This window comes from Acinetobacter sp. CIP 51.11, assembly GCF_000369665.1.
Classification (GTDB): Bacteria; Pseudomonadota; Gammaproteobacteria; order Pseudomonadales; family Moraxellaceae; genus Acinetobacter; species Acinetobacter lwoffii_S.
On sequence record NZ_KB850128.1, the window covers coordinates 427,884 to 449,104 of the forward strand.

Consider the following 21,221-nt stretch of genomic DNA (forward strand, 5'->3'; position numbering starts at 1 on the left):
TTCAAGTATTTGGTGTTCGGTTTTTTTAAACGATATGTCGGAGCTGGGTTTTACTCAGAATTGTGTTCGACGTAAACGAGGAAGATTAACATGGCTAAGGCTAAGTTTGAACGTAATAAGCCACACGTTAACGTGGGCACAATTGGTCACGTTGACCATGGTAAAACAACTTTAACAGCTGCAATTGCAACTGTATGTGCGAAGAAATTCGGTGGCGAAGCGAAAGACTACGCTGCAATCGACTCTGCACCAGAAGAAAAAGCACGTGGTATTACAATTAATACTTCACACGTAGAATACGATTCTCCAACTCGTCACTACGCTCACGTAGACTGCCCGGGCCACGCCGATTATGTTAAAAACATGATTACTGGTGCTGCTCAGATGGATGGTGCGATCCTTGTATGTGCTGCGACTGATGGTCCTATGCCACAGACTCGTGAACACATCCTGCTTTCTCGTCAGGTGGGTGTACCTTACATCGTTGTATTCTTGAACAAATGCGACCTTGTAGACGACGAAGAGCTTCTTGAGCTAGTTGAAATGGAAGTTCGTGAACTTCTTTCTACTTACGACTTCCCAGGTGATGACACTCCAGTGATCCGTGGTTCTGCTCTTCTTGCGCTTAACGGTGATGACAGCCAATACGGCGAGCCAGCGGTAGTTGCGCTTGTTGAAGCACTTGACTCTTACATTCCAGAGCCAGAGCGTGCAATTGACCTTCCATTCCTTATGCCAATTGAAGACGTATTCTCAATCTCTGGTCGTGGTACAGTAGTAACTGGCCGTGTAGAGACTGGTATCGTTAAAGTGGGTGAGTCTGTAGAAATCGTTGGTATCCGTGATACTCAAACTACTACAGTAACCGGCGTAGAAATGTTCCGTAAGCTTCTTGACGAAGGTCGTGCGGGCGAGAACTGTGGTGTTCTTCTTCGTGGTACTAAGCGTGAAGACGTACAACGTGGTCAAGTATTGACTAAACCAGGTGCGATCAAGCCACACACTAAATTCGATGCGGAAGTATACGTACTTTCTAAAGAAGAAGGTGGTCGTCACACTCCATTCCTTAACGGTTACCGTCCACAGTTCTACTTCCGTACTACGGACGTAACTGGTGCGATCGCGCTTAAAGAAGGCGTGGAAATGGTTATGCCTGGTGACAACGTTGAGATGTCAGTAGAGCTAATCCACCCAATCGCAATGGACCCAGGTCTACGTTTTGCGATCCGTGAAGGCGGTCGTACAGTGGGTGCTGGTGTAGTTGCTAAAGTAACTGCATAATCATAGAATAAGACAAGCAGGTTGGAGCTTAGGCTCCAACTTGTTGTTTTGCAGGTCAGTAGTTCAATTGGTAGAGCGTCGGTCTCCAAAACCGAATGTTGGGGGTTCGAGTCCCTCCTGACCTGCCAAGTTTCTAAAAAGACGCTTGATGTCGGCAAAATTGGTCATATAATAAGTCGCGAAACCTACGACGAGTACAAAAATGTCGAATGAAAAATCACGCGACGCATTAGGCGAAGCGGCAATTCCTCAAAGAAATAATCCTGCAGTAGATGTAAGTTCTGGTTCTCCATTAGACATGGTTCTATGGGTTATCGCCTTGATTTTATTGGTTGGTGCAATGATGGTAAACCAATATTTACCAGCGTACTGGGCACCTGCGAATGATGTTTGGGTGCGCGTTGGGGTGATTTTGGCTTGTATCGTTGCAGCATTCGGTTTATTATACGCCACCCATCAAGGCAAAGGCTTTATTCGTCTGCTGAAAGATGCACGAATCGAGTTACGTCGAGTGACCTGGCCTACCAAACAAGAGACGATGTCCACATCTTGGCAAGTTCTTGTTGTAGTCGTAATTGCATCCATCTTATTGTGGTGTTTTGACTATATTTTAGGCTGGTTAATGAAGTTTATTATCGGGTAAGAGAGCTATGAAACGTTGGTACATTATTCATGCCTATTCAGGTTATGAAAAACAAGTGATGCGTTCGCTTAATGATCGAATCCAGCGTAGCGCTGTTGCCGATAGCTTTGGTGAAGTCCTTGTTCCTACCGAAGAAGTGGTAGAGATGAAGGATGGCAAGAAGCGTAAATCAGAGCGTAAGTTCTTTCCTGGCTATGTTCTAGTCGAAATGGAAATGAACGATGATACTTGGCACATTGTTAAAGAATGTCCAAAAGTTTTAGGTTTTATTGGTGGTACGGCTGAAAAACCGGCACCGATTACGCAAAAAGAAGCAGATGCGATTCTTGCGCGTGTACGCAATACTGGTGAAGCGCCTCGTCCTAAGACGATGTTTGAACCAGGCGAAGAATTACTCGTGGTTGACGGTCCATTCACTGACTTTAAAGGTGTGGTGGAAGAAGTTCAGTACGAAAAGTCGCGTTTAACGCTGACCATTAATGTATTTAACCGACCAACTCAAGTTGAATTGGAATTTCGTCAAGTCGAAAAATCAGTCTAATTTGTATGGGTTGAAAACGCCTGACTTATTTATAAGTCAGGCATTGTTGTTGTAACGGTATCGTTACTTGAAATCATTGGGGAGCCTTCACCGGCGTTTGCACCCAGAGGTAATTTGAAATGGCTAAGAAGATTGACGGCTATATCAAGCTGCAAGTTCCAGCTGGTAAAGCGAATCCATCTCCACCGATTGGTCCTGCACTAGGTCAACGTGGTGTGAACATCATGGCATTCTGTAAAGAATTCAATGCTGCTACACAAAAAGTTGAAGCTGGTCTGCCAATTCCAGTCGTGATCACTGTGTACAACGACAAGTCGTTCACATTCATCATGAAAACTCCACCTGCTGCTGTTCTTCTTAAGAAAGCTGCTGGTATCCAGAAGGGTTCAGCTGTACCTAACAAAACTAAAGTTGGTAAGTTGACTCGTGCTCAAATCGAAGAAATTGCGACTACTAAAGAACCAGATTTGACTGGTGCTGATTTAGACGCACGTGTACGTACCATTGCTGGTTCTGCGCGTTCTATGGGCTTGGAAGTGGAGCTTTAAGACATGGCTAAATTAACTAAACGTCAAAAAGCGATTGTAGCTGCTGTAGAAGCACACAAAGTTTACACGCTAGAAGAAGCTGTTGCAGTTTTAGAGAGCCTTCCAGCTCCTAAATTCAAAGAATCTCTAGATATCGCGGTAAACCTAGGTGTTGATCCTCGTAAATCTGACCAAGTTGTTCGTGGCGCGACTACACTTCCTGCAGGTACTGGTAAAACTGTACGTGTAGCTGTATTCGCTCAAGGCGCTGCTGCTGAAGCTGCTAAAGCTGAAGGCGCAGACGTTGTTGGTTTCGACGATCTTGCTGAAAGCATCCAAGCGGGTAACCTTGACTTTGACGTAGTAATTGCTGCTCCAGATGCAATGCGCGTTGTAGGTAAACTTGGTACGATCCTTGGTCCACGTGGCTTAATGCCAAACCCTAAAGTGGGTACTGTAACTCCTGACGTTGCTACTGCAGTTAAAAATGCAAAAGCTGGTCAAGCACGTTACCGCGTAGACAAAGCTGGTATTATCCATGCTGCGATCGGTCAGGTAGGTTTTGAAGCTGCTGCTGTTCGTCAAAACGTTGAAGCGCTTGTTGCTGACTTGAAGCGTTTGAAACCTGCTACGTCTAAAGGCGTATACATTCAAAAGATCACTTTGAGCTCAACTATGGGCCCTGGTTTGATCGTTGATGTAGCAAACGTTTCTAAATAAGTCTCGACTTATTACAGAATTTTAAAGCCCTGAAGATGTCTCCTTCTCCCTCTGGAAGAAGGTCGGGAAGAGGGTTAAACCTCTCCCTAGCCCTCTCCTAAAAGGAGAGGGGATAATTTAGGCAAACTTTGAATTGATAAATGAAAATTTATCAGCGTCAAAGACCGCGGGCGAGGGGAGTTTTATGCTTCTCTCTTAATAGCCCAGCCTGCGTAGACGCGGTGGTGTGATTTGTTCATCCTCCGCGTGTGAGTCCAGTGATGGTCTTGCGAATTGGGAGTGTACTTCGCGTAAGTACATAAATCACCGTTAGGAGGTTTTACAATGGCTCTTCTTATCGAAGGCAAAAAACAGATCGTAGCTGAAGTAGCTGAAGTTGCTTCTACTGCATTTGCTGCTGTTGTTGCTGACTACCAAGGTTTGACTGTAGAGCAGTTAACTACTCTACGTGTTGAAGCGCGTAAACTTGGTGTTACTACACGTATCGTGCGTAACACTTTGGCTAAACGTGCTCTTCAAGATACTCAATTCAATATCTTGAACGACAACCTTGTTGGCCCAACAATCTTAGCTTTCTCGAATTCTGAAGACGACATGGGTGCTGCTGCACGTTTGTTCGAAGAATTCGCTAAAACTAATAAAGCATTTGAACTTAAAGCTGCTGCATTTGATGGCAAACTTTATCAAGGTGCAGAAGTTAGCGTAATCGCGAATCTTCCGAACCAAGAGAAAGCGCTTACTATGCTTGCAAACGTTCTTCAAGCTCCTATTTCGAAATTGGGCCGCTTACTTACAGCGCTTCAAGAGAAAAACGAGTCAGAAGCTGCTTAAGCTCAAACTTAAACACACATCATTCAATACCCATTTGGAGTTAATCTCATGGCTTTAACAAACGAAGAAATCCTAAACGCAGTTGCTGAAAAAACTGTTCTTGAACTTGTTGAACTTATCTCTGCTTTCGAAGAGAAATTCAATGTATCTGCTGCTGCTGTAGCTGTTGCTGCTGGTCCAGCTGCTGCTGCTGCTGAAGAACAAACTGAATTCAATGTTGAATTGACTTCTTTCGGCGCGAACAAAGTTGCTGTAATTAAAGCAGTTCGTGAAGCGACTGGCCTTGGCTTGAAAGAAGCTAAAGACATGGTTGAAGGCGCTCCTGCAGTTCTTAAAGAAGGCGTTTCTAAAGAAGAAGGCGAAGAGCTTAAGAAGAAACTTGAAGAAGCTGGTGCTACAGTTACTCTTAAGTAATTTCTTAAGGGAGCCGGTTTTTTTATAATCGGCTCCAAAAATTGGCTGATGGCTCTTGGGTCATCAGCCTTTTTGCGTTACAATAATCGGCTCGATTTTTGTTTGCATGATATAAAAATCATACAAATTGAAAATAAACATAATGAACAAACGTTTACCAATATTTTTCATTAAAAAATATTGATAAGCGTTTTAATACCACTAAAAATTGCAGCATTTGTAAAGAGTGGTGGCCATATCGGCCAGCGTAATTCCTTCTGAGCCCGTTCTGCAGGCGGGCTTGGTTTACACTTTCCGAGGACTCCAGATGGCATACTCATATACCGAAAAGAAACGGATCCGTAAGAATTTTGGTAAATTGCCTAGCGTCATGGATGCTCCGTACTTGCTCGCGATTCAAGTCGACTCGTACAGAACATTCTTACAAGATGGCAAATCACCAAAAAACCGCGAAGATATCGGTCTCCAAGCCGCATTTCGTTCAGTTTTTCCTATTGAAAGTTATTCTGGCAATGCTGCTTTAGAATTTGTTGAGTATAGTCTTGGTAAGCCTGAGTTTGATGTACGCGAATGTATTCTTCGTGGCTCAACTTATGCAGCACCAATGCGTGTAAAAATTCGTTTGATCCTGAAAGATCGTGAAACGAAGTCAATTAAAGATGTACGTGAACAAGAAGTCTATATGGGCGAAATGCCATTGATGACGGATAACGGTACCTTTGTAATTAACGGTACCGAGCGTGTGATCGTGTCACAATTACACCGTTCACCAGGCGTATTCTTTGACCACGATAAAGGCAAGACTCACTCAAGTGGTAAAGTCCTTTATTCAGCGCGTATTATTCCTTACCGTGGTTCATGGTTAGACTTTGAATTCGATGCCAAAGACTTGGTCTATGTACGTATTGACCGTCGTCGTAAATTGCTTGCGACTGTGGTGCTTCGTGCCTTGGGTTATAGCAACGAAAACATTCTCGACATGTTCTACGAGAAAGTACCTGTGTATCTTGACATGGGTAGCTACCAGATTGACCTGGTGCCTGAACGTCTGCGTGGCGAAATGGCACAATTTGACATCCTGGACAAGGATGGCAAGGCAATTGTTGAGCAAGGTAAACGTATCAATGCGCGTCATGTACGTCAAATGGAAGCTTCAGGTCTTGAAAAACTTGCAGTGCCTGATGAGTACCTGTATGAGCGTATCACTGCTGAAGACATCCCATTAAAAGATGGTGATGTGATTGCGGCCAATACTGTATTAAGCCATGAAATCATGGTGAAAATTGCAGAAGGCGGCGTGAAGCAGTTCAATATTCTGTTCACTAATGATATCGACCGCGGTTCATTCGTTGCAGATTCTCTACGTGCAGATACAACGAGCAATCGTGAAGAAGCATTGGTAGAAATCTACAAAGTGATGCGTCCTGGCGAACCACCAACAAAAGAAGCTGCTGAAAACTTATTCAATAACTTGTTCTTCTCTTCTGAACGTTATGACTTGTCTCCAGTGGGTCGTATGAAGTTCAACCGTCGTTTGGGTCGTCCTTACGAAGTCGGTACAGACCAGAAGTCACGTGAGGTTGAAGGCATTCTCTCGAACGAAGATATCACTGATGTATTAAAAACATTAGTTGAAATCCGTAACGGTAAAGGTGAAGTCGACGATATCGATCACTTGGGTAACCGTCGTGTTCGTTCTGTGGGTGAAATGACAGAAAACCAATTCCGTGTAGGTCTGGTTCGTGTAGAACGTGCTGTTAAAGAACGTCTATCTCAAGCTGAAACTGACAACCTGTCTCCGCAAGATTTGATCAATGCGAAACCTGTTGCTGCTGCAATCAAAGAATTCTTTGGTTCAAGCCAGTTGTCTCAGTTTATGGATCAAAACAACCCGTTATCTGAGATTACGCACAAACGTCGTGTTTCTGCGCTTGGTCCTGGCGGTTTGACGCGTGAACGTGCAGGCTTTGAAGTACGTGACGTACATCAAACTCACTACGGTCGTGTATGTCCAATTGAAACGCCTGAAGGTCCAAACATTGGTTTGATCAACTCGCTTTCTGTTTATGCGAAATGTAACAACTTTGGTTTCCTGGAAACCCCATACCGTAAGGTTGTTGATGGTCGTGTAACAGATGAAGTTGAATACCTGTCTGCGATTGAAGAAGTAGGTACTGTCATTGCACAGGCCGATTCTGCAATGGATAAAGACGGTAACTTAACAGAAGAGTTTGTATCTGTTCGTCATCAGGGTGACTTCGTACGTATTCCTCCTGAAAAAGTAACGCATATGGATGTATCTGCTCAGCAGGTCGTATCTGTAGCAGCATCACTGATTCCATTCCTAGAACACGATGATGCCAACCGTGCATTAATGGGTTCGAACATGCAACGTCAGGCAGTTCCGACGTTGATTGCTGACAAGCCGCTTGTTGGTACCGGTATGGAAGCGAACGTAGCACATGACTCAGGTGTATGTGTGATCGCTCAGCGTGGTGGTCGTATCGAGTTTGTTGATGCGTCTCGTGTGGTTATTCGTGTGAATGAAGACGAAATGATCGCAGGTGAAGCAGGTGTAGATATCTACAACCTGATCAAATACACCCGTTCGAACCAGAACACTTGTATCAACCAGAAAGTTCTTGTGAACCTGGGCGATAAAGTAGGTCGTGGTGATGTACTGGCTGATGGTCCATCGACTGATGGCGGTGAGCTGGCATTGGGTCAAAACATGCGCGTTGCGTTTATGACCTGGAATGGTTACAACTACGAAGACTCGATCTTGTTATCTGAGCGTGTTCTTCAAGAAGACCGTTTAACGTCTATTCATATCCAGGAATTATCATGTGTCGCACGTGATACCAAACTGGGTGCGGAAGAAATCACTGCTGATATTCCGAACGTAGGTGAAGCTGCTCTGTCTAAACTGGACGAGTCAGGTATCGTTTACATCGGTGCTGAAGTAACTGCTGGTGATATCCTGGTTGGTAAAGTAACCCCTAAAGGTGAAACACAGCTTACTCCGGAAGAAAAATTGCTACGTGCAATCTTCGGTGAAAAAGCGGCTGACGTAAAAGACTCATCTCTACGTGTTCCATCAGGTACCAAAGGTACCGTGATTGACGTTCAAGTGTTTACACGTGACGGTCTTGAAAAAGACGAACGTGCTCAAGCAATTGAAAAAGCGCAGTTAGATGCATACCGTAAAGACTTGAAAGAAGAATTCAAAATCTTTGAAGAAGCTGCACGTGAACGTGTAATCCGTCTACTGAATGGCCAAGAGTCGAATGGTGGCGGTACAACTAAACGTGGCGACAAACTGTCTGAAGACGTGTTGTCTGGTTTAGAGCTTGTTGATCTTCTTGAAATTCAACCAGTTGATGAAGCAATTGCTGAACGTTTAACTCAAATTCAAGTGTTCTTGAAAGAGAAGAGCTTCGAAATTGACGAGAAATTTGCCGAGAAAAAACGCAAACTTTCGACTGGCGATGAACTGACCACTGGCGTATTGAAAGTTGTTAAAGTTTATCTTGCTGTAAAACGTCGCATCCAGCCGGGTGATAAGATGGCGGGTCGTCACGGTAACAAAGGTGTTGTATCAAACATCTTGCCGGTAGAAGACATGCCACATGATGCCAACGGCGTACCTGTTGATATCGTATTGAACCCGCTTGGCGTACCATCGCGTATGAACGTGGGTCAGATTCTTGAAACTCACTTGGGTATGGCGGCGAAAGGTCTTGGCGATCAAATCGACAAGATGATGAAAGAGCAACGTACTGTACTTGAGCTTCGTGATTTCCTAGACAAGATTTACAACAAAGTTGGTGGCGAGCAAGAAGATCTTGATAGCTTGACTGATGAGGAAATCTTGAAACTTTCTGGCAACTTGCGTGCTGGTGTGCCTTTGGCTACTCCTGTATTCGATGGTGCTGAAGAAGGTCAGATCAAAGAGTTGTTACAACTTGCAGGCCTATCTAGTACTGGTCAGACCGTATTATATGATGGTCGTACTGGTGAGCGTTTCGATCGTCCGGTAACTGTTGGTTACATGTACATGCTGAAACTGAACCACTTGGTTGATGACAAGATGCATGCGCGTTCAACTGGTTCTTACTCTCTAGTAACGCAACAGCCGCTTGGTGGTAAAGCACAATTCGGTGGCCAGCGTTTCGGTGAGATGGAAGTCTGGGCACTAGAAGCTTACGGTGCAGCATATACGCTACAAGAAATGCTGACTGTGAAATCGGATGACGTTGAAGGCCGTACCCGTATCTACAAGAACATTGTGGATGGCAACCATTATATGGACCCGGGCATGCCTGAATCGTTCAACGTATTGACCAAAGAGATCCGTTCTTTAGGTATCAACATTGAACTGAAAAATGGTGACTAAGAATCTCCATTAAATCTCCCCAAACCCCTCTTTGATAAAGAGAGGCTTCCCCCTTAACAAAGGGGGATTGAGGGGGATTCTTGGGATTCCCAATTCAGTTAAAAAACAATATTTGTGACCCAGTTGTTGAGTGAAAATCTCCACAACACACGGAGAAAAAAATTGAAAGACTTGCTCGATATCATGCGCAAAAAGACGGATTCAGACGGTCATGCTCCTGTAGAGTTTGACCGCATCCGTATTGGTCTTGCGTCACCAGAAATGATTAAGTCATGGTCTCACGGTGAAGTTAAAAAGCCAGAAACCATTAACTATCGTACGTTCAAGCCTGAACGTGATGGTTTGTTCTGTGCCAAAATCTTTGGTCCAGTGAAAGATTACGAATGCTTGTGTGGTAAATACAAGCGTATGAAATACAAAGGCGTCATTTGTGAAAAATGTGGCGTTGAAGTAACAACTGCGAAAGTTCGTCGTGAACGTATGGGTCACATCGAGCTGGCGTCTCCAGTTGCCCACATCTGGTTCTTAAAATCATTACCGAGCCGTATCGGTCTATTATTAGACATGACGCTACGTGATATTGAACGTGTATTGTATTTCGAATCTTATGTAGTGACCGATCCGGGTATGACTCCATTTGAGAAATACCAACTTCTAAATGATGAAGAATACTTCAATGCATTAGAAGAACACGGTGATGAATTCACAGCGAAAATGGGTGCTGAAGCAGTTCAAGACTTGTTGAAAGACATCGATCTTGAAGCTGAAATTGCGCGTCTTCGTGAAGAAATTCCTGTTACAACTTCAGAAACCAAGCTGAAAAAAGCGTCTAAGCGTTTGAAGTTGATGGAAGCATTCAACGATTCGAACAACAAGCCAGAATGGATGGTGTTAACTGTACTTCCAGTTCTTCCACCAGATCTTCGTCCGCTTGTACCACTTGAAGGTGGTCGTTTCGCGACTTCTGACCTGAATGATCTTTACCGTCGTGTGATCAACCGTAACAACCGTTTGAAGCGTCTTCTTGACCTTGCAGCGCCAGACATCATCGTACGTAACGAAAAACGTATGTTGCAAGAGTCTGTAGATGCATTGCTAGATAACGGTCGTCGTGGTCGTGCAATTACCGGTTCGAACAAGCGTCCGCTTAAATCTTTGGCAGACATGATCAAAGGTAAGCAAGGTCGTTTCCGTCAAAACTTACTTGGTAAGCGTGTTGACTATTCGGGCCGTTCGGTAATTACTGTTGGTCCAAACCTGCGTTTGCACCAATGTGGTCTTCCGAAGAAAATGGCACTTGAACTGTTCAAACCATTCATTTTCGCGAAACTACAAGCTTCTGGTCAAGCAACTACCATTAAAGCTGCGAAGAAAATGGTTGAGCGCGAAACCCCAGAAGTTTGGGACGTTCTTGCTCACGTGATTCGTCAACATCCAGTGATGTTGAACCGTGCGCCAACTCTTCACCGTTTGGGTCTTCAAGCATTTGAACCGATCCTGATCGAAGGTAAAGCGATCCGTCTACACCCACTCGTATGTGCTGCGTTTAACGCCGACTTCGATGGTGACCAAATGGCGGTACACGTACCATTAACACTTGAAGCTCAGCTTGAAGCTCGTGCGTTAATGATGTCGACGAATAACATCTTGTCTCCAGCGAATGGTGAGCCAATCATCGTGCCGTCTCAGGACGTTGTCTTGGGCTTGTATTACATCACGCGTGATGCAATCAATGCCAAAGGTGAAGGCATGGTGTTCGCGGATACTCACGAAGTAAACCGTGCACTGGCAACAGGTCAGGTTGATCTACACGCTCGAGTTAAAGCACGTGTACACCAGACTGTGATCGATGAAGATGGTAACCGTGAACAGCAAACCATTATTGTAGATACGACGCCTGGTCGTTGCCTGCTTTGGGAAGTTGTGCCTGAAGGTATGGATTTCCAGCAAATTAACGTTGAGATGACCAAGAAAAACATCTCTAAGTTAATTAACTCTTGCTACCGTAAATTAGGTCTGAAAGATACTGTTATCTTCGCTGACCAGTTGATGTACTTGGGCTTCCGTCAAGCGACGCGTTCAGGTGTATCTGTCGGTATGGAAGACATGGTTATTCCACCGCAAAAACAAGCAATTATTGGTAAAGCGGAAGCTGAAGTTCGTGAAATCGAACAACAGTTCGAACAAGGTTTCGTAACTGCCGGCGAACGTTATAACAAAGTGGTCGATATTTGGGCACGTACCAATGACCAGGTTGCTAAAGCGATGATGGACAACTTGTCTTTCACTACTGTGAAGAACAAACAGGGTGAAGACGAGAAGCAAAAATCATTCAACTCGATCTACATGATGTCTGACTCGGGTGCCCGTGGTTCGGCAGCTCAGATTCGTCAGTTGGCGGGTATGCGTGGTTTGATGGCGAAGCCGGATGGCTCGATCATTGAAACCCCAATTAAAGCGAACTTCCGTGAAGGTTTAACCGTACTTCAGTACTTCATCTCGACACACGGTGCGCGTAAAGGTTTGGCCGATACAGCACTGAAAACTGCGAACTCGGGTTACTTGACTCGTCGTTTGGTAGACGTTGCGCAGGACTTGGTTATTACCGAGCCAGATTGTGGTACGTATGACGGTCTGGTAATGACTCCGTTCATTCAAGGTGGCGATGTCATCGAAAACCTAGGTGCACGAGTATTGGGTCGTGTGGTTGCTGAAGATGTGAAACGTGTAGGTACAGACGAAGTTCTGCTTCCACGTAATACGTTAATTGACGAGAAACTGGCGACGTTTATCGAAAGCCAAGGTGTCGACGAAATTAAAGTACGTTCAGTCGTGAACTGTGCGTCTACCTTCGGTGTATGTGCGAAATGTTACGGTCGTGACCTAGCACGCGGTCACCAGGTGAACCCGGGTGAGTCTGTTGGTGTAATGGCAGCTCAATCGATTGGTGAGCCAGGTACACAGTTAACGATGCGTACCTTCCACGTCGGTGGTGCTGCGAGCCGAACTTCTGCTGCAAACAGCGTACAAGTTCGTAACCAAGGTACAGTACGTTTCCACAACGTAAAAACAGTACAACATGCCAAAGGTCACTTGGTATCGACTTCACGTTCAGGTGAAATCGGTATTGCAGATGATTTAGGTCGTGAGCGCGAGCGCTATAAACTGCCTTACGGTGCGTCTATCTTGCTGAAAGATGGCGAAGCTGTAGAAGCAGGCGGTATTGTGGCGACTTGGGATCCGCATACACATCCATTAGTAACAGAAGTTGCTGGTAAAGTACGTTTCAGCCAGATTGCTGATGGCGTGACGGTTACTTCTAAAACTGATGATGCAACAGGTATGTCAACTATCGAAATCTTGCCAGTGACTTCACGTCCTGCGTCAGGTAAAGATTTGCGTCCTGCTGTTGTGTTAGATACCGTTGATGGTGGCGAACAGTTCTACTTCCTGCCACAGAACACGATTCTTTCTGTTCGTGATGGCGAAACGATTGGTGTCGGTGATGTCATCGGTCGTGTACCACAAGAAACTTCACGTACCCGTGATATTACCGGTGGTCTGCCGCGTGTAGCTGACTTGTTCGAAGCACGTAAGCCAAAAGAGCATGCAATCCTTGCAGAAGTGTCGGGTGTTGTAAGCTTTGGTAAAGAGACCAAAGGTAAGAATCGTCTGGTGATTACGCCGGATGATGGCTCTGAGATTTATGAAGAGCTGATTCCGAAATGGCGTACGATTAACGTGTTCGAAGGCGAACATGTGAACCGTGGTGAAACTATTTCTGATGGTCCACAGAACCCGCACGATATCTTGCGTTTGAAAGGCGAAGTTGCGCTGACAAACTACATCGTGAACGAAGTTCAGGACGTATACCGTCTGCAAGGTGTAAAAATCAACGACAAGCATATTGAAGTGATCGTACGTCAAATGCTGCGTAAAGTTGATATCACTGACGGTGGCGATACCAGCTTCATCAAAGGCGAACAAGTGGATTACATCCGTGTTGTTCAGGAAAACCAAGCAGTTCTTGCGCAAAACAAGTTCCCTGCGAAGTTTGAACGTCAATTGATGGGTATTACGAAAGCGTCGCTTTCTACTGACTCGTTCATCTCTGCTGCATCGTTCCAGGAAACCACACGTGTGTTAACTGAAGCGGCTGTAACAGGTAAAGAAGATGACTTACGTGGCTTGAAAGAGAACGTGGTTGTAGGTCGCCTGATCCCAGCGGGTACAGGTTTGGCTTACCACCTGGAGCGTCGTCGTCAAGAAGCAGAAGCTGCAGAATTTGAACTGCACAATGACTTCTCTGATGTAGACCAAGCGCTTAGCCAAGCATTTAACGAAGAATTCTAATTCGAATTAAAGCTGAGAAAAGAGACGCCTTAGGGCGTCTTTTTTTGTCTAAAATTTATAAATAAGACAGCTTGAACAGAAGAATAATCCATTGATATTTACAAAACTCAGCAGGAATACCGAGAGAAGTAACACGCTACAGATTTTAGTTTCATAAAATGAAGATAAACTTAATTAAAGCAAGACAGGAAGGCCAAGGTCATGAAAAAATTAATGGGTGTTATGGCAGTTGCCACTCTTTCTGCCTTTATGTTGGCGGGTTGTGAAAGTATGTCTGCCAATGAGCAACGGATCGGTGCTGCGGCCCTTGGTGGTGCAGTCGGTGGTGGTGTCGGTAATAAAGTCGGCGGTGGCGTTGGTGCAGCTGTTGGTGGTGGTGCCGGTGCAGCAGTGGGTAGTAAATCCCAAGGCGGTTCAAACCGTAATGCGACCTATAGTGGTGTAGGTGGTGCTGTTGGTTCCGCAGTCGGTAAAAGCATCTTCGGTGGTAATGCGGGTGCTGCAATCGGTGGCGCAATCGGTGGTGGTGCCGGTGCTGCGATTGAACAGGATAACCGTCGTCGTTAAGTCGAAAGTCACTTCAGATTCATCTAGATTTAAAAGCGCCAATGTGGCGCTTTTATCTTATTTAGGAGAGTTAATTTTCCCTTTGCTCTGTTTACGCCGGATATATACTGTTTTTTCTACTTCGGCAATTCTGACCCCGGCTTCATCATAAATATTCAGCTGATAATGCCGATACACTGGCGCATTATCGGCTGCCAGATTGATAATCGTGGCAATTTCTTCAGCAGAAATCCGAATATCCGCTATCACTGTTCCGCGACCCGGTGCCAAAAACTGAATACTGGCGCCTTTATCCCAGACTAGGTATTTCGGCCCCAAATGATGCATCAGCAATAACATGTAAAATGGATCGACCATCGAATACAGGCTGCCACCAAAATGCACACCGACAATATTCTGGTTCTTACGGGTCAGCGGCATTTTGACCCGAACTTGATAATTATCAAAATCAATCTTATCAATTTCGATGCCTGCACCACGATAAGGGGCATAGCGGTTCAGAATAAATTTTGAAACCAGAGGCAGTTTTTGAATTTTCTGGAATAGGCTCATACTGACATTCTTTTTGCGGCTGTGATTATGCATACTAGAGCAACAAAAATGCGCTGGCATTGATCAATCATGCCGATTTATAAACTAAGTGGTCAATAACAAAAACAGGATCAAAAGATGGAAATGCACATGCAATGGATCGATACCACGGATCAGCAGCGTCTTTGTGTCAAAACTTATGGACAATCCGAACAACCGGCATTGGTGCTGGTTCACGGCTATCCCGATCATCAGGCAGTTTGGGAGCCAGCCATTGCTCATTTGAGTCAGGATTACTTTGTTGTGACTTATGATGTCCGTGGCGCAGGTGAGTCCAGTATTCCCAAAAAAATCTCCGATTACCGCTTGGCCCGTTTAAGTCAGGATCTGGAAGAGGTGGTGAACGAAATATTGCCGAATCGTGCTTTTCATCTGGCCGCGCATGACTGGGGTTCAATTCAGTCCTGGGAATCCGTCACCGGTCCACGCTTTAAAGGACGAATTCTGTCTTATAGCACCTTGTCTGGGCCATGTCTGGATCATGCCGCTTTCTGGATGCGTGAACAGTTCCAGCAAAACAAGGCAAAATTCTTAAAGCAAATGAGCAAGTCCTGGTATATTGCGGTGTTTCAGTTGCCCTTGGTGGCGCCATTGGCCTGGAATTTTTTTAATCCGCAGCGTTGGAGCAAGATCGTGCAGCAACTGGAAAGACACGATAATCTGCCACTCAACACGCATATTGTCAAAGATGGCAAATATGGTGTGAACCTGTACCGGGCCAATTTTTTGCCACGCTTAACTCAACCACGGCAGCGTTTTGCCATCTGTCCGGTACAGGCAATTGTGCTGAAATATGACCAGTTTGTCGGGCCAGATCTGGTCGATGAGATGTCCAAATGGGTGGATGATTTCTCGAAAGTAGAACTGGCTGCCAATCACTGGGCGATCCTGAGTCAACCGGAGCAAGTGGCTCAATTGATTGATGAGTTTATTCAGCGTAAATCTGCTGACATTCATTGACAGGCCACTCCGTGAAACATGACCCGACCAGAAAAAAGTGGCGGAATTTTTATCCGTATTTTCTGATAAAATAGCCGCTTTCTCTCTATTCCGATTCATTATGTTCGCAATTCTTGCTGCTATTGGAGTCATGTTCGGACTCTCGTTGGCACGTGTACCTGTGGTTTTTGCCCTGGTTATTGGTGCTGTTACAGGTGGTTTATTGGCAGGTCTAGGCCTGCAGGGAACCTTGGACGCGTTTAACAATGGCTTGGGTGGTGGTGCTAAAATTGCCTTGGCTTACGGTATTTTAGGTGCATTTGCTTTGGCTCTGGCACGTTCGGGTTTACCGGATTTGCTGGCTTATAAAATGATCAGTACCTTAAAAGGTGAGGCCGATTTTAAAGCGCAAAACCGGGTGAAATATCTGATCTTTTTCACAGTTGCTATTGCTGCCGTGTTCTCGCAGAACGTTATTCCCGTGCATATTGCCTTTATTCCGGTACTGATTCCGCCACTATTGGCTGTATTTAACCATTTAAAGCTCGACCGTCGTTTGATTGCCTGTTTGCTGACCTTTGGTCTGGTCGCCACCTATATGCTCATTCCAGTCGGTTTTGGTGCGATCTTCCTGAATGATATTCTAGGTCATAACATCAATACCTTTGGTAAGCCATACGGATTTGAAATTAGCTATGACCAGATTCCATCTGCGATGGCAATTCCAGTATTCGGGATGTTTGTAGGCTTATTGGTGGCGATCTTTATTAGCTATCGCAAACCACGTCAATATCAAGATATTCATATCCAGGAACAGCAAAGTATTTCTGCTGAATTAGGTGTGGCTGAACACGTTAAACCGCAGATTGCCAAATTTACCATCTGGATGGCAGGTCTTGCAGTTATTGCTACATTGGCGGTACAGCTTTATTCAGATTCGATGATTCTGGCCGGTCTGGTCGGTGTCGCAATCCTGAGTTGTGCCGGGATCTTTAAATGGAAAGAAGCGGATGATGTGATCATTACCGGTATGCGCATGATGGCGCTGGTTGGCTTTATCATGATTGCAGCACAAGGCTTTGCCGCGGTGATTGAAGCGACTAATCAGGTACCAACCTTGGTTGAAGCATCAGTGAAATGGATTGGTAATAGTCAGGCATTGGCTGCCTTCCTGATGCTGTTGATTGGTTTGCTGATCACATTGGGCATTGGTTCGTCTTTCTCGACCATTCCCATTCTGGCGATTATTTATGTTCCGCTGTGTATCCAGTTTGGTTTCAGCCCGGCTGCGACCATTGCGATTATCGGGACTGCGGCGGCTTTAGGCGATGCCGGCTCTCCAGCTTCGGATTCAACTTTAGGCCCAACTTCTGGTCTGAATATGGATGGTCAGCATGATCATATGAAGGATAGTGTGATTCCAACCTTCATTCACTTTAATATTCCGTTAATGATTTTTGGCTGGATTGCAGCCATGGTTCTGTAAGTCAATTTCAATCTGCTCTGATATCTATTGGAGCAGATTCATCTGGATTTAAAATAAATAATAAGATGTATTTAAAATATATGTTTAAATAAAAATTAATATAAACCTGATTATTTTACTCTGAATAAAGCCATATTTATCTGATTAATATACTTGGTATTTAAAACCAACCAATTCGATCAATTTAAAATAAATAACTTTTTAAATCAATATTTTAAATAATAATTTAAAATTAGTTTTATAATCCTTATTGCATATTATTTTCCCTCGTGTTTATTATTAATTAAGATTTATTTTCTTAATAATTATTCTTCCTGTGGGGTATTTTAAAATGTTAAAGCAAGCTGCTCTAATTGCATTAATGGGTCTTTCTGCATCTGCGATGGCAGGTCAATGGCAGGTGAAAGTTGGTGGCAGTTCTTTAGCACCATCAAGTGACACTGAAATTGCACCAGGTTTAGTCGTAGAAGCGGATCAAGAATATGGTTTTACGCCATCGGTTGAATACTTTTTTAATGACAATATCTCTGCAGAACTTTTATTAGCTACGCCATTTAATCACGACATTTCTGCTCAGAGTCTAGGGAAAATTGCCAAGATTAAGCATCTTCCACCCACAATTACCGCTAAATATAACTTTAAAAATGCAACACGTTTTACGCCATATATTGGTGTAGGTGGCACAGCTTTTATTGCTTGGGATGAAGAAGGTCTGGCTAAAGATGTGAAAGAAGAGTTTGGTTTGGCAGGTCAGGTCGGCTTTAATTACCAGCCGGCCGATGCCAAAAACTGGGGCGTATTTGCTGACGTGCGCTATGCAGATTTGAGTCCTGAAGTGACTTTAGATGATGCTGATAATACTAAATTCGACTTAAATATTGATCCTTGGGTTTACACGATCGGTTATAGCTACAAGTTCTAAATTCTAACCTTACTCAACAAAAAAGCCTCATCTTGAATGAGGTTTTTTTTTCAAAATAACAACGATTTATAACTTATTGAAATTGAGCAGATCGGCAATGTTCAACTATATTAAAACGAATAAAGTAAATATTAATTGAATACGACTTAATAATTGAATAATAAGGAAGATCAGCATGAAGTTTTTAAGCCAAGGTATTGTGATCTTCTTCAGTCTGCTGGCAGGGTCTGCCTATGCGGCAAGTTTTGATTGTCAGAAAGCTGAAACCGTGACAGAGAAAGCGATTTGTGAACATCGTCTGCTGAATGATGCCGATGTCAAGATGAGTACCAGCTATCATATTTTACGTCGTATGGTGCCTATGGGAACCCGCTCGGTGATCCAGCGCGATCAGGTGAAATGGCTACAATTTCGTGACCGCTGTCAGGAATCGGTATCCTGTCTTAGTCAGGTCTATAATATGCGTCAGCAGCAAATAGACCTGCAATTTCAACGTATTTATAAGCTTGGGCCTTATTAGGACTTAAACCTAAGTCTTTAAAAATCCAAGCCAGATCAGATCAAGCGATTCTTTATAAAATATCTTGAGAAAAAATATACAACTGGCTATTGAAAATTTAGTAACTCACTCCATTCATATAGGCAACAGTATTGACCTGTATTTAAAATAAAAGGAGTGATTAATGAGCGAGTCTAGCGCACAAAAACATAGTTTCCAGGCTGAAGTGGCTCAGTTACTACATCTCGTGACCCATTCGCTTTATTCAAACCCTGAAATTTTCCTACGCGAATTGATCTCGAATGCCTCAGATGCATGTGACAAATTACGTTTTGAAGGGATTAATCATCCCGAATTTTATGAAAATGATCCGGATCTGCGCGTTCGTGTCAGCCTGGATGCAGACAATAAAACCATTACCATTTCAGATAACGGGATCGGCTTAAGCGAACAGGAAGCCATTGATAATTTAGGGACTATTGCCAAATCAGGTACCAAAGATTTTATGTCCAAACTGACCGGCGATCAAAAAGCCGATGCCCAGTTGATTGGTCAATTTGGTGTCGGTTTCTATTCCGGCTTTATTGTCGCTGACAAGATCACGGTAGAATCGCGTCGTGCCGGTACAGATGTCTCTGAAGGCGTACGCTGGATTAGTGGCGGAACCGGTGAGTTCGAAGTTGAACAGATCACTAAAGAAAGTCGTGGTACCGATATTATTTTGCATCTCCGTGACGATGCGCTAGATTATTTGCAAAGCTATAAAGTGAAGCAGATTATCAATAAATATTCAGACCACATCAGCCTGCCAATCCAGATGCAAAAAGAAGTCTGGCAGGAAGAAGAAGCGGCTGAAGGTGAAACGTCTAAAGGTGGCCAATATGTCAAAACCGATGAGTGGGAAGCCATTAACTCAGCCAGTGCATTATGGACTCGTAACAAGTCTGAAATCACTGAAGAGCAGTATGTCGAGTTCTACAAGAACTTAAGCCATGATTTCGCAGCGCCATTGGCTTGGGCGCATAATCGGGTTGAGGGCAGCACTGAATATACCCAGTTATTATATATTCCAAGCAAAGCGCCACATGATATTTTCACCCGTGAATCCAAAGCTGGTATCAAACTGTATGTGAAACGCGTGTTCATTATGGATGATGCAGATAACCTGATTCCAAACTATCTGCGCTTTGTACAGGGTGTGGTGGACAGTGCCGATCTGCCATTGAACGTGAGTCGTGAATTACTGCAAGAAAGCCGTGATGTAAAAACCATCCGTGAAGGCAATACCCGCCGTATCCTGACCATTTTGGATAATCTGGCTAAATCTGAAGATGAAAAAGATCAGGCAAACTTCAAAACCTTCTATCAGGAATTTGCTTCAGTATTGAAAGAAGGTTTGGGTGAAGATTTCAGTAACCGTGAACGTATCTTGAAACTGCTGCGTTATGCGACTTCGACCAATGATGAAGTTAGTACGTCATTGGCAGACTATAAAGCACGCATGAAAGACGGCCAGAAAGCCATTTATTATGTGACTGCAGATAGCCTGAATGCTGCGAAAAATTCACCGCAACTGGAACTGTTCAAGAAAAAAGGCATTGAAGTTCTGTTGATGACTGAACGCGTGGATGAATGGGCGATGAACTTCGTGAATGAGTTCGATGGTACACCATTGCAAAACGTATCTAAGGGTGCGGTTGATCTGGGTGATCTTCAGGATGCTGAAGAAAAGAAAGCACTGGAACAGGCGGCAGAGCAGTTTAAACCGGTGGTGGATAAGCTGACGGATTCATTAAAAGACAAGACCAAAGAAGTGCGGGTGACGACGCGTCTGGTCGATTCTCCGGCTTGTCTGGTGACTGGCGAAGGTGAATTGTCTCCACAGCTGATTCGTATGCTGAAAGATGCGGGTCAACCTGTGCCGGATATCAAGCCGATTCTGGAAATTAACCCGGGACATCCGTTGGTGAAAAAACTGGATGGCTCAGCGCAGTTTGATGATCTGGCCAATGTGATCTTCGACCAAGCGGTGATTGCAGAAGGTGGATTACCAGAAAATCCTGCTGAATATGTCAAGCGCATTAATAGTTTGCTGCTTGCTTAAGTGCTGATATATTGAATGAGAAAATCCCTCTTCGGAGGGATTTTTTATGCCTGCTTCATTTTTCATTTCTAGAAATGATCTGGAAAAACGATAGTGAAGATAAAAAAATCCCTGCGGATTTTAAATCTGAATTTTAAATTAATATTGGTTTTTTGATTTATAATTGCGATCATTAAGCAAAGAGAGAGAATGTTATGAAATTTAAGCTGATGATCAGTATGGGCGCTGTAATCCTGATGTCGATGAGCCAGTTTAGTCTAGCGGCACCTGCTGCAGAAAAAGTGGTACGCACAGATCGCATTAGCTTTTATAAAGCAGAAAAAGTAAACGTAGCAAAACCGCAACGTGTACAACGTAGCGATCGTATTCGCTTCAATATGCCAATATGCCAGTGATGGAGCAACCTT

At 44.2% G+C, this 21,221-nt stretch carries 17 protein-coding genes and 1 tRNA gene; 17 read left to right on the forward strand and 1 reads right to left on the reverse strand.

Annotation, left to right across the window (positions count from 1 at the left end; all coding sequences use genetic code 11):
- Window positions 1-90 precede the first annotated feature (90 nt).
- The 11 genes from tuf to F894_RS02380 all read left to right on the forward strand — a co-directional run bounded on the left by tuf (window position 91) and on the right by F894_RS02380 (window position 14,273).
- Window positions 91-1,281: an elongation factor Tu gene (gene tuf / locus F894_RS02330; protein ID WP_004646112.1), complete on the forward strand. Its 1,191-nt coding sequence runs from the start codon at window positions 91-93 to the stop codon at window positions 1,279-1,281.
- A 52-nt stretch (window positions 1,282-1,333) separates the two neighbouring features.
- Window positions 1,334-1,409, forward strand: a tRNA-Trp gene (locus F894_RS02335).
- A gap of 74 nt (window positions 1,410-1,483) precedes the next feature.
- Window positions 1,484-1,924, forward strand: a complete 441-nt coding sequence (secE, locus tag F894_RS02340; protein ID WP_005245824.1) for a preprotein translocase subunit SecE — start codon at window positions 1,484-1,486, stop codon at window positions 1,922-1,924.
- 7 nt (window positions 1,925-1,931) lie between these two features.
- Window positions 1,932-2,465: a transcription termination/antitermination protein NusG gene (nusG, locus tag F894_RS02345; RefSeq protein ID WP_004278615.1), complete on the forward strand. Its 534-nt coding sequence runs from the start codon at window positions 1,932-1,934 to the stop codon at window positions 2,463-2,465.
- A gap of 119 nt (window positions 2,466-2,584) precedes the next feature.
- Window positions 2,585-3,013 (forward strand): 50S ribosomal protein L11, encoded by a 429-nt coding sequence (gene rplK / locus F894_RS02350; RefSeq protein WP_004278614.1) that lies wholly within the window; start codon window positions 2,585-2,587, stop codon window positions 3,011-3,013.
- A gap of 3 nt (window positions 3,014-3,016) precedes the next feature.
- Complete coding sequence (gene rplA / locus F894_RS02355; RefSeq protein ID WP_004278613.1) at window positions 3,017-3,712, forward strand: 50S ribosomal protein L1; 696 nt, start codon at window positions 3,017-3,019, stop codon at window positions 3,710-3,712.
- Between the two features lie 324 nt (window positions 3,713-4,036).
- Window positions 4,037-4,543 carry a 50S ribosomal protein L10 gene (gene rplJ, locus F894_RS02360; RefSeq protein ID WP_004278612.1) on the forward strand — a complete coding sequence of 169 codons (507 nt, stop codon included), beginning with the start codon at window positions 4,037-4,039 and terminating at the stop codon, window positions 4,541-4,543.
- Between the two features lie 48 nt (window positions 4,544-4,591).
- Window positions 4,592-4,957, forward strand: coding sequence for a 50S ribosomal protein L7/L12 (gene rplL, locus F894_RS02365; RefSeq protein WP_004278611.1), 366 nt, complete (start codon window positions 4,592-4,594; stop codon window positions 4,955-4,957).
- A 307-nt stretch (window positions 4,958-5,264) separates the two neighbouring features.
- Window positions 5,265-9,353 (forward strand): DNA-directed RNA polymerase subunit beta, encoded by a 4,089-nt coding sequence (gene rpoB, locus F894_RS02370; RefSeq protein WP_005102827.1) that lies wholly within the window; start codon window positions 5,265-5,267, stop codon window positions 9,351-9,353.
- 162 nt (window positions 9,354-9,515) lie between these two features.
- On the forward strand, window positions 9,516-13,706 hold the full coding sequence (rpoC, locus tag F894_RS02375; RefSeq protein ID WP_004278609.1) for a DNA-directed RNA polymerase subunit beta': 4,191 nt from the start codon (window positions 9,516-9,518) through the stop codon (window positions 13,704-13,706).
- Between the two features lie 201 nt (window positions 13,707-13,907).
- Window positions 13,908-14,273: a glycine zipper domain-containing protein gene (locus tag F894_RS02380; RefSeq protein WP_005245825.1), complete on the forward strand. Its 366-nt coding sequence runs from the start codon at window positions 13,908-13,910 to the stop codon at window positions 14,271-14,273.
- A 57-nt stretch (window positions 14,274-14,330) separates the two neighbouring features.
- Here F894_RS02380 and F894_RS02385 read toward each other — a convergent pair whose 3' ends face one another.
- Entirely contained in the window at window positions 14,331-14,825 is a 495-nt protein-coding gene (locus F894_RS02385; protein ID WP_212749437.1) for a DUF4442 domain-containing protein, read from the reverse strand.
- A 117-nt stretch (window positions 14,826-14,942) separates the two neighbouring features.
- Here F894_RS02385 and F894_RS02390 point away from each other — a divergent pair, with 117 nt between their 5' ends.
- The 6 genes from F894_RS02390 (at window position 14,943) to F894_RS02415 (ending at window position 21,209) form a co-directional block, all read left to right on the forward strand.
- Window positions 14,943-15,824 (forward strand): alpha/beta fold hydrolase, encoded by an 882-nt coding sequence (locus tag F894_RS02390; RefSeq protein ID WP_005245827.1) that lies wholly within the window; start codon window positions 14,943-14,945, stop codon window positions 15,822-15,824.
- A gap of 100 nt (window positions 15,825-15,924) precedes the next feature.
- On the forward strand, window positions 15,925-17,289 hold the full coding sequence (locus tag F894_RS02395; RefSeq protein ID WP_005245829.1) for a Na+/H+ antiporter family protein: 1,365 nt from the start codon (window positions 15,925-15,927) through the stop codon (window positions 17,287-17,289).
- A 331-nt stretch (window positions 17,290-17,620) separates the two neighbouring features.
- A complete protein-coding gene (locus F894_RS02400; protein ID WP_005245830.1) occupies window positions 17,621-18,211 on the forward strand; it encodes an OmpW/AlkL family protein in 591 nt (196 codons plus the stop codon).
- 175 nt (window positions 18,212-18,386) lie between these two features.
- Window positions 18,387-18,731: a lysozyme inhibitor LprI family protein gene (locus F894_RS02405; protein ID WP_004647317.1), complete on the forward strand. Its 345-nt coding sequence runs from the start codon at window positions 18,387-18,389 to the stop codon at window positions 18,729-18,731.
- Between the two features lie 163 nt (window positions 18,732-18,894).
- Window positions 18,895-20,814 (forward strand): molecular chaperone HtpG, encoded by a 1,920-nt coding sequence (htpG, locus tag F894_RS02410; RefSeq protein WP_005245831.1) that lies wholly within the window; start codon window positions 18,895-18,897, stop codon window positions 20,812-20,814.
- 194 nt (window positions 20,815-21,008) lie between these two features.
- Complete coding sequence (locus F894_RS02415; protein WP_005245832.1) at window positions 21,009-21,209, forward strand: hypothetical protein; 201 nt, start codon at window positions 21,009-21,011, stop codon at window positions 21,207-21,209.
- Window positions 21,210-21,221 lie beyond the last annotated feature (12 nt).

Excerpts from the sequence above, each read along its gene's own strand:
- F894_RS02400 (WP_005245830.1), top strand. The coding sequence starts at position 17,621 with ATGTTAAAGCAAGCTGCTCTAATTGCATTAATGGGTCTTTCTGCATCT.
- F894_RS02405 (WP_004647317.1), top strand. The coding sequence starts at position 18,387 with ATGAAGTTTTTAAGCCAAGGTATTGTGATCTTCTTCAGTCTGCTGGCA.
- rplK (WP_004278614.1), top strand. The coding sequence starts at position 2,585 with ATGGCTAAGAAGATTGACGGCTATATCAAGCTGCAAGTTCCAGCTGGT.
- rplL (WP_004278611.1), top strand. The coding sequence starts at position 4,592 with ATGGCTTTAACAAACGAAGAAATCCTAAACGCAGTTGCTGAAAAAACT.
- F894_RS02390 (WP_005245827.1), top strand. The coding sequence starts at position 14,943 with ATGGAAATGCACATGCAATGGATCGATACCACGGATCAGCAGCGTCTT.
- nusG (WP_004278615.1), top strand. The coding sequence starts at position 1,932 with ATGAAACGTTGGTACATTATTCATGCCTATTCAGGTTATGAAAAACAA.
- secE (WP_005245824.1), top strand. The coding sequence starts at position 1,484 with ATGTCGAATGAAAAATCACGCGACGCATTAGGCGAAGCGGCAATTCCT.
- rplA (WP_004278613.1), top strand. The coding sequence starts at position 3,017 with ATGGCTAAATTAACTAAACGTCAAAAAGCGATTGTAGCTGCTGTAGAA.
- F894_RS02395 (WP_005245829.1), top strand. The coding sequence starts at position 15,925 with ATGTTCGCAATTCTTGCTGCTATTGGAGTCATGTTCGGACTCTCGTTG.
- rpoB (WP_005102827.1), top strand. The coding sequence starts at position 5,265 with ATGGCATACTCATATACCGAAAAGAAACGGATCCGTAAGAATTTTGGT.
- tuf (WP_004646112.1), top strand. The coding sequence starts at position 91 with ATGGCTAAGGCTAAGTTTGAACGTAATAAGCCACACGTTAACGTGGGC.
- F894_RS02380 (WP_005245825.1), top strand. The coding sequence starts at position 13,908 with ATGAAAAAATTAATGGGTGTTATGGCAGTTGCCACTCTTTCTGCCTTT.
- rplJ (WP_004278612.1), top strand. The coding sequence starts at position 4,037 with ATGGCTCTTCTTATCGAAGGCAAAAAACAGATCGTAGCTGAAGTAGCT.
- F894_RS02415 (WP_005245832.1), top strand. The coding sequence starts at position 21,009 with ATGAAATTTAAGCTGATGATCAGTATGGGCGCTGTAATCCTGATGTCG.
- F894_RS02385 (WP_212749437.1), bottom strand. The coding sequence starts at position 14,825 with ATGAGCCTATTCCAGAAAATTCAAAAACTGCCTCTGGTTTCAAAATTT.
- htpG (WP_005245831.1), top strand. The coding sequence starts at position 18,895 with ATGAGCGAGTCTAGCGCACAAAAACATAGTTTCCAGGCTGAAGTGGCT.